The sequence below is a fragment of the Pseudomonas sp. S2_E01 genome (assembly GCF_054668365.1).
The window spans coordinates 1,457,972-1,471,009 of record NZ_CP162762.1; the positions used below are offsets into that span (position 1 = coordinate 1,457,972).

A 13,038-nucleotide genomic window follows, 5' to 3' on the forward strand; every position below is an offset into this window, starting at 1 on the left:
GACAATCGACGCTTTTGCCAACGGGAACCTGGAATGCCTGAAATGAAAACCCGCTGGGATATCTTCTGCACCGTGGTCGACAACTTCGGTGACATCGGCGTGACCTGGCGCCTGGCCCGACAACTGGTGGCCGAACACTCGCTGGCGGTGCGGTTGTGGGTCGATGATTTGCGTGCGTTCGAGCGCCTCTGCCCGGGCATCGATATTCATGCCACTCAGCAATGGCAGGAGGGTGTCGATGTGCGCCATTGGCCAGCCGACTGGCTGCCCACGGATGTTGCGGATGCTTCGGATGTCGTGATCGCCGCTTTCGCCTGCCAGCTGCCAAGTGCCTACATGGACGCCATGGCGGCACGAGACAAGGCGCCGTTGTGGATGAACCTCGATTACCTGAGTGCCGAAGACTGGGTCATTGGCTGCCACGGCTTGCCGTCAGTGAAGTACAAAAACGTACAGAAATACTTTTTCTTTCCCGGGTTCCAGGTGGGCACCGGTGGCCTGTTGCGTGAAAGCGGCTTGCTTGAGCAGCGTCGGCATTTTCAGCAAAGCCCCGAGGCTCAACGAGAATTCCTACTCAGTCTAGGGATCCATCCCGCGCAGGATGCGCAATTGATCTCGCTGTTTGCCTACGAAAACCCGGGGTTGGCCAGTTGGCTGGACGTGATGGCGGCAGACGCGTTGCCGACGCACCTGCTGGTGCCGGAAGGGCGGATTCTGGGCGATGTCCAGCGTTGGCTTGGGGTCGATGGCCTGGCACCGGGTGCTGTGCACCGGCGCGAGTCCGTCACCGTGCAAGTGCTGCCATTCGTCCGCCAGGATCAATATGACCGACTGTTGTGGAGCTGTGATTTCAACGCGGTGCGCGGCGAAGACTCGTTCGTTCGGGCGCAATGGGCGGGGCGGCCGCTGCTCTGGCATATCTATCGACAGGACGAAGACATCCATCTGGACAAGCTCGAGGCCTTCCTGACGTTGTACACCCAAGGGCTTTCCGCCCCGGCTCGCGAGGCGATCAGCGGTCTTTGGCGGGCATGGAATGGCGGCCATGCGGTGGCCGATCAGTGGCAGGTGACCCGTAAACACTGGCCGGAACTGCAAAAACATGCTGACGCGTGGTGTCTGGAACAGGCCTCGCGGGCGGATCTTGCCGCGGCGCTGGTACAGTTTTACCTAAATTGGATATGATACGCGGCCTAGATTTTAGTAACTCCCATCCAAATTCGGATATTCGCAATGAAAACTGGTAAAGAACTCAAACCCGGTACCGTGATCCGTATCGACAACGATCCTTGGCTGGTTCAGAAAGCTGAATTCACCAAATCGGGCCGTAACAGCGCGATCATGAAGACCAAGCTGAAGAACCTGCTCACCGGTTACAAGACCGAAACCGTTTACGGTGCGGACGACAAACTGGACGACGTGATCCTCGACCGTAAAGAAGCGACCCTGTCCTTCATCAGCGGCGACACCTACACGTTCATGGACACCACTGACTACACCATGTACGAGCTGAACGCCGAAGACATCGAAAGCGTTCTGCCATTCGTGGAAGAAGGCATGACCGACGTTTGCGAAGCCGTGTTCTTCGAAGAGCGCCTGGTATCCGTAGAGCTGCCGACCACCATCGTGCGTCAGGTTGACTACACCGAAGGTTCCGCTCGCGGTGACACTTCGGGCAAGGTGATGAAGCCTGCCAAACTGAAGAACGGTACCGAGCTGTCGGTTGCTGACTTCATCGAAATCGGCGATATGATCGAGATCGATACCCGCGAAGGCGGTTCCTACAAAGGCCGTGCGAAATAAGCACTGCTTGAGGAATGAAAAAGCCCGACCATTGAGTCGGGCTTTTTTGTGCCTGTTGTTTCGTCCCCCTGTAGGAGCGAGCACGCTCGCGATGGTCGTCAACGATAACGCGGGGTATCTGGTTCTCCGCGTTTTCTGGACTTGCATCGCGAGCAAGCTCGCTCCTACAGGGACGGCGGGTGGGTGATTATTTCAGGTGTTCCTTGAGCTCTTGCGATGCCTGCAGCATGGCCGAGCGCACTGCCGGCACCTGGCTGACGACGTTGAGCAAACCGTAATCGTGGATCATGCCGTTGTAGCGAACCGAGGTCACCGGAACGCCGGCTTCGTCGAGCTTGCGGGCATAGGCTTCACCTTCATCGCGCAGCACATCGGCACCGGCGGTCTGCACCAGGGCAGGTGGCAGGCCCTTGAGCTGGGCGGTGGTGGCGCGCAGCGGCGAGGCGTAGATCTCGTTGCGCTGTTTGGCGTCGGTGGTGTAGTTGTCCCAGAACCACTTCATCATGTTGCGGGTCAGGAAGTGCCCCTCGTCAAACTGGTTGTAGGACCCGGTGTCGAAGTTGGCGTCGGTCACCGGCCACAGCAGCACCTGGAACTTGATCGCAGGCGTGCCCTTGTCCTTGGCCATCAGGGCGACAACGGCTGCCATGTTGCCGCCGACGCTGTTGCCGGCCACTGCCAGGCGCTTGCCGTCGACATTGATGTCTTTGCCGTGCTCGGCCACCCACTTGGTCGCGGCGTAAGCCTGGTTGATGGCCACCGGGTAATGCGCTTCCGGCGAGGGGGTGTAATTGACGAATACCGCCGCTGCCCCCGACCCCGCCACCAGGTCACGTACCAGTCGTTCGTGAGTCGGGAAGTCCCCCAGCACCCAGCCACCGCCGTGGAAGAACATGAACACCGGCAGCTCGCCCTTGACCCCGGCCGGCCGAACGATGGTCAGGCTGATCGATTGTCCGTCGACCTGAATCGTCTTCTCGCTGACATCGGCTTTTGGCAGCGTCAGCTTCACCCCCGATTGCGCACCCACCAGCACGGCGCGGGCGTCTTTGGGGGGCATCTGTTCCATCGGTTTGCCGGTGCCGGCGTTCAACACATCCAGGAACGCCTGGGTGTTGTGTTCAACGTCGCCGGCGAATGCGCTGTGGACGGACAGAGCGAGCAGGGTACCGGTCAAGACTTTGCTGAAAGTGTTCATGTTCTTTTCCTGTTCGGGCTTGGGTTACCAGCAGTTAGACGGCCACGTGCAGACGCACATCAACGTTGCCACGCGTGGCGTTGGAGTACGGGCAAACCTGGTGAGCGGCGTCGACCAGCGCTTGTGCATCGGCTTGTTCCAGGCCTGGCAGGCTGATGTGCAGGTCGATGTCCAGACCGAAACCGCCAGGAATCTGGCCGATGCCGACATGGGCAGTGATCGAGGCATCTGCCGGGATGCTGCGCTTGGTCTGGCTGGCAACAAATTTCAGGGCGCCGATGAAGCAGGCCGAGTAACCGGCGGCGAACAGTTGCTCAGGGTTGGTGGCTGCGCCGCCGGCACCGCCGAGCTCTTTTGGGGTAGCGAGTTTGACGTCGAGGATGTTGTCGCTGGAAACCGCACGACCGTCACGGCCGCCAGTGGAGGTTGCGATTGCGGTGTAGAGAGTTTGCATGATGTAAGCCTCGTTCGGAGTTGGATTATTTCGCGCTAAATGTTTGCGCGTTAACTAAGTGCGAGGTGAATGTAGCGCGCCAATAGTTAGCGCGCAAGATAAATTGTTGAAAAAAATGCGCTGTACTGCCTCCAGCAGCGGTTAGATGGGCTGGGATGGTTGATTTAGAGCGGTTTTGACAGGATTTTTTTGTTGCGAAGATTTTGACTTTTGTGGGAGCGAGCCTGCTCGCGATGCAGTGCGTCAGTCAGCTTCCATGCTGGATGTGGCAACGCAATCGCGAGCAGGCTCGCTTGTATGTTTAGACTTGAAGGGGTGGGGTGGGACTACAGACTCGATTCTGACTCTGACCAGTACAGACCGTGGGAGACTTCTCCTCCCACCCCTTCTACCCAAAGCGCCGATAAGGAATTCATCGGTTAACCGACGATAGAGACAAGCCAGCGCAACGGTAGACCCCAACAAGCACCTAAACCCTAGCTCCGAGGATTTGTTATGACAATCCTTACTTCGCAAACGGTTGTCGGTATCGATGTCGCCAAGGCCGAGATCGTTGTCTACCGCGCTGATCAGCAAACCCTTGAATCCATTAAAAACGAGCGAGCAGCCCTCAAACGTTGGCTTAAAACGCTGCCAGCTCAAAGTGCCATAGCACTTGAAGCCACCAACATTTACCACTTGGACACGGTCGAGCTGGCTCACGAAATGGGCCACCAGGTCTACGTAGTGGATGCTTATCGTGTGAGCCATTACCGCCGTGGAGTCGGTCAAAGAGCCAAGAATGATCCCTGCGATGCACGCTTGCTGGCGCGTTACCTGGAGAGCGAACAAAGCAAATTGCGGATCTGGACCCCGCCGCCCAAAGCCTACAGCACACTGAAGAGCCTTCTTCACAGGCGGGCAACGCTGATCAAGAACCATACTGGGCTGATGTTGAGTTGGACCAGTGAACCTCTGTTGAAAAAGCTACAAACCGCTCAACAGAAGGCATTCAAGCAGGCAGATCAGGCTATCCAGAAACTGCTGCGCAAGGTCAGTAAGGAGGCAGGAATTGAGGAAAATATCGAGCGCTGCAAAGCCATAGAAGGCGTTGGAGAGCTAACTGCAACGGGGTTGGCGGCGACCTATATACGGGGAGATTTTGCGAACGGCGATGCATTCATCGCGTTTCTAGGGATGGACTTGGCGGTCGATGACTCCGGCAAGAAAAATGGGCTGCGATCCCTGACCAAAAAAGGGGATCCGGAGGTGCGTCGTTTGGCTTACAACGCGGCAATGGCGGCGTGTCGCTCGGCCAAATGGAAGCCGTTTTACGAGGCATATCTGGTCAGAGGCTTCTCGAAAACCCAGGCCTTGGTAGCTTTGGCCCGAAAGCTCTGCCGAGTGGCATTCGCCCTGATGAAAAATCAGAGCGAATACCTGTCAGCTTGAGAATTCAAACTTGTCGGGCAACATAGAATCTCCCACAGGGGCAGCAGGATCGGAGGAGTCTTAAAGACTGTCCTGCAAATTACCGCGCAGCACTTGCAGTTCCTTTTGCAGGTTCTGCAATCGCTCCAGCGTCATGCCGCTGGCACCCAGGATGCATTGGGGGATGTTGCGGGCCTTGTCTCGCAGGGCCCGACCTTGTTCGGTCAGTTCGACAATGACCACCCGCTCGTCCTCGCGGCTGCGGGTGCGGCTGAGCAGGCCTTCGGCTTCCAGGCGCTTGAGCAGCGGGGTCAATGAACCGGGATCGGTCAGCAGTCGCGTGCTGATCTCGCCTACGGTCAAACCGTCCTCTTCCCACAACACCATCATTGCCAGGTACTGCGGATACGTCAGGTCCAGTGCCTTGAGCAGTGGTTTGTAGACCTTGGTCATCAGCAGCGAGGTGGAATGCAGGGCGAAACAGGCCTGGTTATCCAGCAGCAAGTCGTCGCAATTGTCTTGGGTGTCGCGGTCGATGGTCATTTCAAAACCTTGGTAAATGGTCTGCTGAATCTAGCGGTCCAATGTTTAATGCGCCAGACAATTTCGACCTAATGTCGGTCGAGGTTGCGCTGCAAGGCCAGATCCCACGGCGGGACAGGGCTGAATCGGGTTTTCAGGTATTCCAGCAACAGGCGACTGCGTGTGTTGGATTGCTGTTCCAGGCGCAGGGCGTAGATCCCCGTCGTTTCTGGTGCTGGCAATCCGTTGTCGCAAAACAGCGGTAGCAACTCACCGCGCAGCAGGTACTCGCTGGCCAGCCAAGTGGGTAAGTGGGCAATCCCCAAACCGGCGAGCGCGCCGCACACCAGCGCCTCGGCATTATTGGCGCTCATGCGGATGCGCGCCGGGCGGTGCAGATGCAGTTGTCCATCTCGCTCGAAGCGCCAGGCGAACGGCGGGGCCAGGCCATCCCAGTCGAGCCCGTCGTGTTCGATCAGTTGCGCGGGGTCGGTCGGCATGCCACGACGTTTCAGGTAGTCGGGGCTGGCGCACGCAATACGCACCATGCTTGCCAGCGGTGTGGCGACAAGGCGGGTATCGGCCATCTGTCCGGCACGCAGCACCAGATCGACCTTGCCTAGATTCAACCCCTGCATGTCGACAAAGCTGTCGATCAGGTGCAGTTGTACGTCGAGGCCGGGGTATAGCATGAGAAAATCTGCAATCACCGGCGCCAGATGGCGACGCCCGAATGCGGCGGGGGCATCGATGCGGATCAGGCCTTCCGGCGCGCTGCTCAGGGACACGGCTTCGGCGCGGGCCAACTGCAACTCCGCCACAATCCGTCGCGCCCGTTCAGCAAAGGCAAGTCCAGCGGGTGTGGCGCGCACGGCATGGGTGCTGCGGATAAACAATTGGCTGCCAACAGCGGTTTCCAGGCTGTCGATGCGCCGTGCCACCGCCGACGGCGTCAGCGGATGACGGCGGGAGGCCGCAGAGAAGCTGCCCGTTTCAAGGACATCGAGAAAAAGCCCGAGTTGCCCAGTCAGTTGCGTGGGGTTCATGTGTCACTTTTGCTTGTGCGAATTTGGCACAGCCATTGTGCGCTGCTGTGCGTTTCCCCGCCATCGTTGACTGCGTAGGATGAAAGGCCTGTGCTAATAGGAAATCCCTTCGTGATCGAGTTTTTGTTGTACGTCGTTTTTGGCGCCGCCCTGGGCACTCTGGGCGGGTTGTTCGGCATCGGTGGAGGGTTGATCGCCATCCCGCTGCTAGGCGTTTGGTTTGGGCTCGACCAGCAGATGGCCCAGGGAACGGCGCTGGTGATGGTCGTACCCAACGTGATGCTCGCGCTGTGGCGCTATCACCAGCGCAACCGCATCGAGTTGCGCCACGCGCTGCCACTGGCGTCGATGGGCTTCTGTTTCGCCTGGCTCGGCTCGATCTGGGCGGTAGGGGTTGATGCGCAAACCATGCGCATCGGCTTTGTGGCGTTCCTGGTGGCGCTTTCGGTTTACAACTTGATCCGCATGTTCGCGGCCAGTGCACCGGCTCAGTCGCAGATGAACTACGCCTGGCCTTGGCTGGGTGTGCTCGGCGCGGCATCCGGCACCATGGGCGGGCTGTTCGGCGTGGGCGGGGCAGTGGTGGCGACGCCAGTACTGACCAGCGTGTTCGGCACCACTCAGGTGGTGGCCCAGGGTTTGTCGCTGGCGTTGGCTTTGCCGAGTACCGGCGTCACGCTGGTGACTTACGCGGTACACCATGAAGTAGACTGGACGATCGGCGTGCCTTTGGCCATTGGTGGTCTGATGAGCATCAGTTGGGGCGTGAAGGTTGCCCACGCGTTGCCGGAGCGGTTGTTGCGCGGGCTGTTCTGCGGCTTCCTGGTGCTGTGCGCGTTGATGCTCGCGTTTAAAGTTTGAAGCCTTCGACAATGTGCTCGGCCAGGCACTCGGTGATCGGTGACGGATTATGCAGGTTGCGCAGGAGCATGATGCTCGCCTCGGGCAGCTCAGGCAGGCCTTCTGCCTCGCCCAGGATGCGCATGTCGGGCGTAATCAGGCTTTCCAGTTGCGCGGTGATGGCGAGGCCGGCGCTGACCACGGCCATGATTGCCGACAGGCTGGAGCTGTTGTAGGCCACCCGATAATCGCGGCCCATGGCGTCCAGCGCATTGCACGCCCACAGGCGGCAGAAGCAATCACTGTTGAACATTGCCAGGGGCAGGGGAGTCTGCTCGTGGGCGCTGAAGCACTGTGCTTCGGCCCAGACAAAACGCTCCTTGCGCAACAATTGGCCGATTTCGTTGCCCGGTTCGCGGGTGACGATGGAAAGATCGAGGTCCTGGCGCAGCAGCAATTGTTTTGATGATTCGCAGTGCACCTCGATCTGGATCAGCGGGTAGGACTGGGCAAAGCGCCGCAGGATGCCGGGCAGAAAGCGCATCACATAATCGTCGGGCGTGCCGATGCGTACCGTGCCGACCATGTGCGGCTCGCGCAGGGTATTGAACACTTCGCTGTGCAGCTTGAGGATGCGCCGGGCATAACCGAGCAGCACCTGGCCTTCGGCAGTCAGCCTCACCTGGCGCCCATCACGCTGGAACAATTGACGCTGCAAGACATCCTCTTCCAGCCGCTTCATCTGCATGCTCACGGCCGATTGCGTGCGGTTGACCAGTTCCCCCGCGCGGGTGAAACCGCCCTGATCAGCGATGGCGACAAAGGTGCGCAGCACTTCTGTGTCGATACTCGGGTACATTCATCAATCTCCGAGATGTGTTGCATAAGAAACATTCGTTGGATTGATCTTAGCCCTGGCGAGACACTTGAGCCATCCCAAACGGAGGGCAACAAGATGAAAGGTCAAAAAGGTTATGCCGAGGTTGAAAAACATTCCATTCATGTGGTGTCGGACCTGCTGCACAAGATCAGTCGCTGGTATGAGTTGCACCGCGAACGCGAGTTGCTGGCCGGCATGAGCGACGAGGCGTTGAAGGACATCGGGCTCAGTCGTGCGGATGTCGAGCATGAAGCCATCCGCCCATTCTGGGATGACCCGATGCACAAATGAGCCATCTACACCTACACAAAACCTCTCCCCGTGGGGTAGGTTGCGAGCAGACAAGGAGATGCCCATGCCCGCAACGCTGTCCTTTTCCATCAAGCAGGCTCGCCGCCTGGCGCTGGCCGCCCAAGGGTTCAACGGGCGCCAGCCGCCGGCGGTGGTCAAGCCTGCCCATGTCAATCGCGTGATCGAACGCCTCGGTCTTTTGCAGATCGATTCAGTCAATGCGCTGGTGCGTTCTCACTACCTCCCGCTGTTCTCCCGTCTAGGCCATTATTCCTCCGATGTGCTCGACCAGGCCGCCTGGAGTTCGGGCCGGCGCCGCACGCTGTTCGAATACTGGGGGCACGAGGCTTCCTTGCTGCCGCTGTCGATGTACCCGTTGATGCGCTGGCGCATGCAACGTGCGAGCCGTGGCGAAGACATCTATCAGCAACTGGCGCGGTTCGGGCGCGAGCAGCAGGACACCATTCGCCGGGTCATGGCATCGGTGGAGGAGCTCGGCGCGCTGGGCGCCGGCAGTCTGTCGACCCGTGAGGAGCGGGCGGGGCCCTGGTGGGACTGGAGCGCAGAAAAGCACGCGCTGGAATGGCTGTTCGCTGCGGGCGAAGTCACCGTGGCCGGGCGGCGTGGCTTTGAGCGGCTATACGATCTGCCGGAACGGGTGATTCCTGCGGCGATCCTGCAGCGGCCGCTGCTGACCGAAGAGGAAGCGCAACGCGCGCTGTTGCTGCATGCGGCCAATGCCTTGGGTGTGGCGACAGAGAAGGATCTGCGCGATTACTTTCGCCTCAATCCGGGCGATGCGCGTCCGCGCCTGGCCGAGCTGGTGGAGGCGGGCCAATTGCAGCTTTGCGAGGTGAAGGGATGGCAACGGGCGGCGTATTGCCTGCCTGAACCGAAAGTACCGAGAAAGCTTGAAGCGAGCGCCTTGCTCTCGCCATTCGACTCGTTGATCTGGGAGCGCAGCCGCACCGAGCGCCTGTTCGATTTCCGTTACCGACTGGAGATCTACACGCCTCAGGAAAAGCGGGTCTACGGCTATTACGTGTTGCCATTTTTGCACAACGAACGCATTGCTGCGCGGGTCGATCTGCGCGCCGAGCGGACGCACGGGCGCCTGGCGGTGCATGCCGTGCATGAGGAAGAGCCGGGGCTGGACGAGGCGGGGATGTGGGCGTTGGCCGTGAATTTGCGGCGCATGGCTGATTGGCTGGGGTTGGAGCGGGTGCAGTTGAATTGTGTGCGGGCGAGTGCGGATCGGTTGCGGGGGGCATTGGCTCAGATGGGTGGTGTCTGAGAGGGCCCCATCGCGACGGTTCGACGCCTCGACAAGCCCGCTCCTACAGGGGGCGTGACCTGTAGGAGCGGGCTTGTCGAGGCGTCGAACCGTCGCGATGGCCGCGACTCGGTCTACCGCCGAACCTGCTTCAACGTCTCGGCAATCAGGAACGCCAACTCCAGAGACTGATCGGCATTCATCCGCGGATCACAATGGGTGTGGTAACGGTCCGACAGGCCATCCTCGGTAATCGGCCGCGCACCGCCGATGCATTCGGTGACGTTCTGCCCGGTCATCTCGATATGAATGCCACCGGCGTAGGTGCCTTCGGCCTCGTGCACCTGGAAGAACTGTTTCACCTCGCCAAGGATCTGCGCGAAGTCACGCGTCTTGTAACCACTGCTGGCCTTGATGGTGTTGCCGTGCATCGGGTCGCTGCTCCACAGCACCTGTTTCCCTTCGCGCTGCACCGCACGGATCAACGCCGGCAGATGATCACCGACCTTGTTCGCGCCCATTCGCGCGATCAGGTTCAGGCGCCCCGGATCGTTGTCCGGATTGAGCACGTCGATCAGGCGGATCAGGTCCTCGGGGTCCATGCTTGGGCCGACCTTGACGCCGATCGGGTTGTTCACCCCGCGCAGGAATTCGACGTGAGCACCATCGAGCTGACGGGTACGGTCGCCGATCCACAGCATGTGCGCCGAGCAATCGTAGTAATCGTTGGTCAGGCTGTCGCGGCGCACGAACGCTTCTTCGTAGTTCAGCAGCAACGCTTCGTGGGCGGTGAAGAAACTGGTTTCGCGCAGTTGAGGCGAACTGTCCATGCCGCAGGCACGCATGAACGCCAGTGTTTCATCGATGCGGTCGGCCAGGTGGCTGTATTTCTCGGCCAGCGCGGAGTTGGCGATGAAATCCAGGTTCCACTTGTGCACCTGGTGCAGGTCGGCAAAACCGCCCTGGGCGAAGGCGCGCAGCAGGTTCAGGGTGGCGGTGGACTGGTGGTAGGACTGCAGCAGTCGCTCAGGGTCCGGTACGCGGCTTTTTTCGTCGAAACCGATACCGTTGACGATGTCGCCACGGTAGGCCGGCAGGGTCACACCGTCGAGAGTCTCGTCGTTCGCCGAACGCGGCTTGGCGAACTGGCCGGCCATGCGACCGACCTTGACCACCGGGCAGCCGGCGGCAAAGGTCATGACGATGGCCATTTGCAGCAGCACTTTAAAGGTATCGCGGATTTTCGCGGCGGAGAACTCGGCGAAGCTTTCGGCGCAGTCGCCGCCCTGCAACAGAAACGCGCGACCCTGGGTCACTTCGGCAAACTGACGGCGTAATTCCCGAGCTTCCCCGGCAAACACCAGTGGCGGGTAGCTGGCCAGGGTCTGCTCGACCTGGCGCAGGTGCGCCGCGTCGGGGTAGAGGGGTTGTTGCTGGATCGGCAGGGCGCGCCAGCTGTCAGGGCTCCAGGGTTGGCTCATCACGGTCTCGGTTGTTTTACGCTCGGGCGTTCATGTTATCAGCAAATTAGTGCGTGACCTGTTCCCGTTGCTTCGCGGACAATCACACTTTTGCCGCTTTATCGCGTTACCTGGCCGGGTAACGATCGGGAGACGAAATGACTGAGGAGCGCGTCGAGCATCTGCTCGCCGAGGTGCAGGACGAGTTTGGCGTGATCCGTGTACTGGAAGTGGCCGATTACCGTTTTCTCGAGTTTGGCGATGCCATTGAGCAGAGCTGTGTATTCACCGCCGATCCGAGCTGGCTCGAATACGATTACACCCGGGCGATGCTGATCGGCGCTCTGTGTCATGAGCAACCGGAGAGCGCGCTGTTCCTCGGTCTTGGCGCTGGCACTCTGACCCAGGCCTGCCTGAAGTTCCTGCCGCTGGAAGACGTCGAGGCCATCGAGTTGCGCCCGGACGTGCCTCGACTGGCCATTGAGTACTTGGGGCTCGATGATGATCCGCGCCTGTACATCCGTGTCGGCGATGCGCTGCAATTGCTGGAAACCGCCGAGCCTGCAGACCTCATTTTTGTCGACCTTTACACCGATGTCGGGCCGGGCGTAGGCCATCTGGCGTGGAATTTCCTGGGGGATTGCCAGAAGCGCCTGAACCCGGGCGGCTGGCTGGTCATCAACCAGTGGGCCACCGACGATGGCAAACCGTTGGGTGCGGCATTGCTGCGTGGACTTTATCACCGCCATTACTGGGAGTTGCCCGTGAAGGAGGGCAATGTGATCCTGATCGTGCCCTCGGAGCTGGATCAGGAACTGGACATGGACGGTCTGATCGCCCGGGCCGAAGCGCTGGCTCCGCGGTTGGGGTATTCGCTGGAGTCGTTGATCAAGGCGATTCGGCCGGCTACATAAGTGGGCTTGACTGGCCTCATCGTCGGAACGCCGCCCGGACCAAGCCCGCTCCTACAGGGGGAATTGTGAACACGATCACTGTGGGAGCGGGCTTGGTCCGGGCGGCGTTCCGACGATGGGGCCAGAACTGACACCCAGCACAATCTAGACCCCTTTGAACACCCCAGCCCGCCGCTCCACCATCGACCTCACCCCCTCCCGGGCATCCTCGCTTTCCAGCAGCTTCTTCGCCAGCGCAGGTAATTCCTTCGCCGCCACTGTCTCTCCCTCATACCGCGCCTGCCGCGCCGACATCAGCGTTGCCTGAACCCCCAGCGGCGCCTGCCGGGCGATGCGTTGCGCCAATTCGATGGCGCGCGGCAACAGGTCTTCGCTGGCCATGACCTCCTGCACCAGGCCCAGGTGCAACGCCTCGTGCGCGTCGAATTCATCGCCGGTCAGCAACCAACGCATGGCATTGCCCCAGCCAGCCACCTGATGCAGGCGCAGCGTTGCGCCACCGAATGGGAAGATCCCGCGCTGGACTTCTTTCTGGGCGAAGCGGGTATTGCTCGCACACAGGTTGATGTCGGCCGCCAGCATCAGCTCGATGCCGATGGTCAGGCAATAGCCTTGAACAGCGACGATCACCGGTTTGCTGACCCTCGGCCCGGCGAACACGCCCCAGGGATCGCAACCACCGGGCGGCGCCTGCCAGCCTTTGGCCAGGTCCGCGGTGGCGCTGAGGAGGTCGAGACCGGCGGTGAAGTGCTCGCCATGGGCAAACACCACGGCCACCCGCGCTTCGTTGTCGGCCTCCAGTTCACCGTAGGCCAGGCTCAGTTCGTTGAGCAGGTCGAGGTCGAAGGCGTTGCGTTTGGGCACCCGGTCGAGGCCAATCAACAGGACATGGCCGTGGCGCTCACGGGTGACACGACTGCGGGCAGGCTGGTTCATGGGCACTTTCC

General features: G+C 60.3%; 14 protein-coding genes. 7 read left to right on the plus strand and 7 right to left on the minus strand.

Going from position 1 to position 13,038, the window contains the following annotated elements; genetic code table 11:
- Positions 1-33 precede the first annotated feature (33 nt).
- Together earP and AB4O36_RS06655 are read left to right on the plus strand one after the other, a co-directional pair.
- Positions 34-1,185: an elongation factor P maturation arginine rhamnosyltransferase EarP gene (gene earP, locus AB4O36_RS06650; protein ID WP_460141310.1), complete on the plus strand. Its 1,152-nt coding sequence runs from the start codon at positions 34-36 to the stop codon at positions 1,183-1,185.
- 48 nt (positions 1,186-1,233) lie between these two features.
- Positions 1,234-1,803: an elongation factor P gene (locus tag AB4O36_RS06655; protein WP_003226785.1), complete on the plus strand. Its 570-nt coding sequence runs from the start codon at positions 1,234-1,236 to the stop codon at positions 1,801-1,803.
- Positions 1,804-1,990: 187 nt separating this feature from the next.
- On the opposite strand, the gene AB4O36_RS06660 is transcribed toward AB4O36_RS06655, so the two are convergent.
- Entirely contained in the window at positions 1,991-3,001 is a 1,011-nt protein-coding gene (locus tag AB4O36_RS06660) for an alpha/beta hydrolase (protein ID WP_460141311.1), read from the minus strand.
- Positions 3,002-3,035: 34 nt separating this feature from the next.
- Positions 3,036-3,455: an organic hydroperoxide resistance protein gene (locus AB4O36_RS06665; RefSeq protein ID WP_460141312.1), complete on the minus strand. Its 420-nt coding sequence runs from the start codon at positions 3,453-3,455 to the stop codon at positions 3,036-3,038.
- Positions 3,456-3,950: 495 nt separating this feature from the next.
- On the opposite strand from AB4O36_RS06665, the gene AB4O36_RS06670 reads away from it, so the two are divergent.
- Positions 3,951-4,886, plus strand: coding sequence for an IS110 family transposase (locus AB4O36_RS06670; RefSeq protein WP_460121494.1), 936 nt, complete (start codon positions 3,951-3,953; stop codon positions 4,884-4,886).
- 60 nt (positions 4,887-4,946) lie between these two features.
- Here the strand turns inward: AB4O36_RS06670 and AB4O36_RS06675 are convergent, their stop codons facing one another.
- Both AB4O36_RS06675 and AB4O36_RS06680 read right to left on the minus strand, forming a co-directional pair.
- A complete protein-coding gene (locus tag AB4O36_RS06675; RefSeq protein ID WP_460122665.1) occupies positions 4,947-5,408 on the minus strand; it encodes a MarR family winged helix-turn-helix transcriptional regulator in 462 nt (153 codons plus the stop codon).
- Positions 5,409-5,476: 68 nt separating this feature from the next.
- Complete coding sequence (locus AB4O36_RS06680) at positions 5,477-6,433, minus strand: LysR family transcriptional regulator (protein ID WP_460122667.1); 957 nt, start codon at positions 6,431-6,433, stop codon at positions 5,477-5,479.
- A gap of 111 nt (positions 6,434-6,544) precedes the next feature.
- Between AB4O36_RS06680 and AB4O36_RS06685 the strand changes: the two genes are divergently transcribed.
- Positions 6,545-7,294, plus strand: coding sequence for a sulfite exporter TauE/SafE family protein (locus AB4O36_RS06685; protein ID WP_460122668.1), 750 nt, complete (start codon positions 6,545-6,547; stop codon positions 7,292-7,294).
- Here AB4O36_RS06685 and AB4O36_RS06690 read toward each other — a convergent pair.
- A complete protein-coding gene (locus AB4O36_RS06690) occupies positions 7,284-8,132 on the minus strand; it encodes a LysR substrate-binding domain-containing protein (RefSeq protein ID WP_460122669.1) in 849 nt (282 codons plus the stop codon). The two genes, AB4O36_RS06685 and AB4O36_RS06690, sit on opposite strands and share 11 nt — an antisense overlap.
- 96 nt (positions 8,133-8,228) lie before the next feature.
- Between AB4O36_RS06690 and AB4O36_RS06695 the strand changes: the two genes are divergently transcribed.
- Positions 8,229-8,444 (plus strand): DUF1127 domain-containing protein, encoded by a 216-nt coding sequence (locus tag AB4O36_RS06695; protein ID WP_368559069.1) that lies wholly within the window; start codon positions 8,229-8,231, stop codon positions 8,442-8,444.
- A 64-nt stretch (positions 8,445-8,508) separates the two neighbouring features.
- Positions 8,509-9,738 (plus strand): winged helix-turn-helix domain-containing protein, encoded by a 1,230-nt coding sequence (locus tag AB4O36_RS06700; RefSeq protein WP_460122671.1) that lies wholly within the window; start codon positions 8,509-8,511, stop codon positions 9,736-9,738.
- A gap of 113 nt (positions 9,739-9,851) precedes the next feature.
- Here AB4O36_RS06700 and AB4O36_RS06705 read toward each other — a convergent pair whose 3' ends face one another.
- Positions 9,852-11,198: a class II 3-deoxy-7-phosphoheptulonate synthase gene (locus tag AB4O36_RS06705; protein WP_460122673.1), complete on the minus strand. Its 1,347-nt coding sequence runs from the start codon at positions 11,196-11,198 to the stop codon at positions 9,852-9,854.
- 137 nt (positions 11,199-11,335) lie between these two features.
- Here AB4O36_RS06705 and AB4O36_RS06710 point away from each other — a divergent pair, with 137 nt between their 5' ends.
- The gene (locus tag AB4O36_RS06710) at positions 11,336-12,091 is read left to right on the plus strand and encodes a spermidine synthase (protein WP_460122674.1); all 756 of its coding nucleotides are present in this window, start codon (positions 11,336-11,338) and stop codon (positions 12,089-12,091) included.
- A 144-nt stretch (positions 12,092-12,235) separates the two neighbouring features.
- Here AB4O36_RS06710 and AB4O36_RS06715 read toward each other — a convergent pair whose 3' ends face one another.
- On the minus strand, positions 12,236-13,027 hold the full coding sequence (locus tag AB4O36_RS06715) for a crotonase/enoyl-CoA hydratase family protein (RefSeq protein WP_460141313.1): 792 nt from the start codon (positions 13,025-13,027) through the stop codon (positions 12,236-12,238).
- Positions 13,028-13,038: the final 11 nt, after the last annotated feature.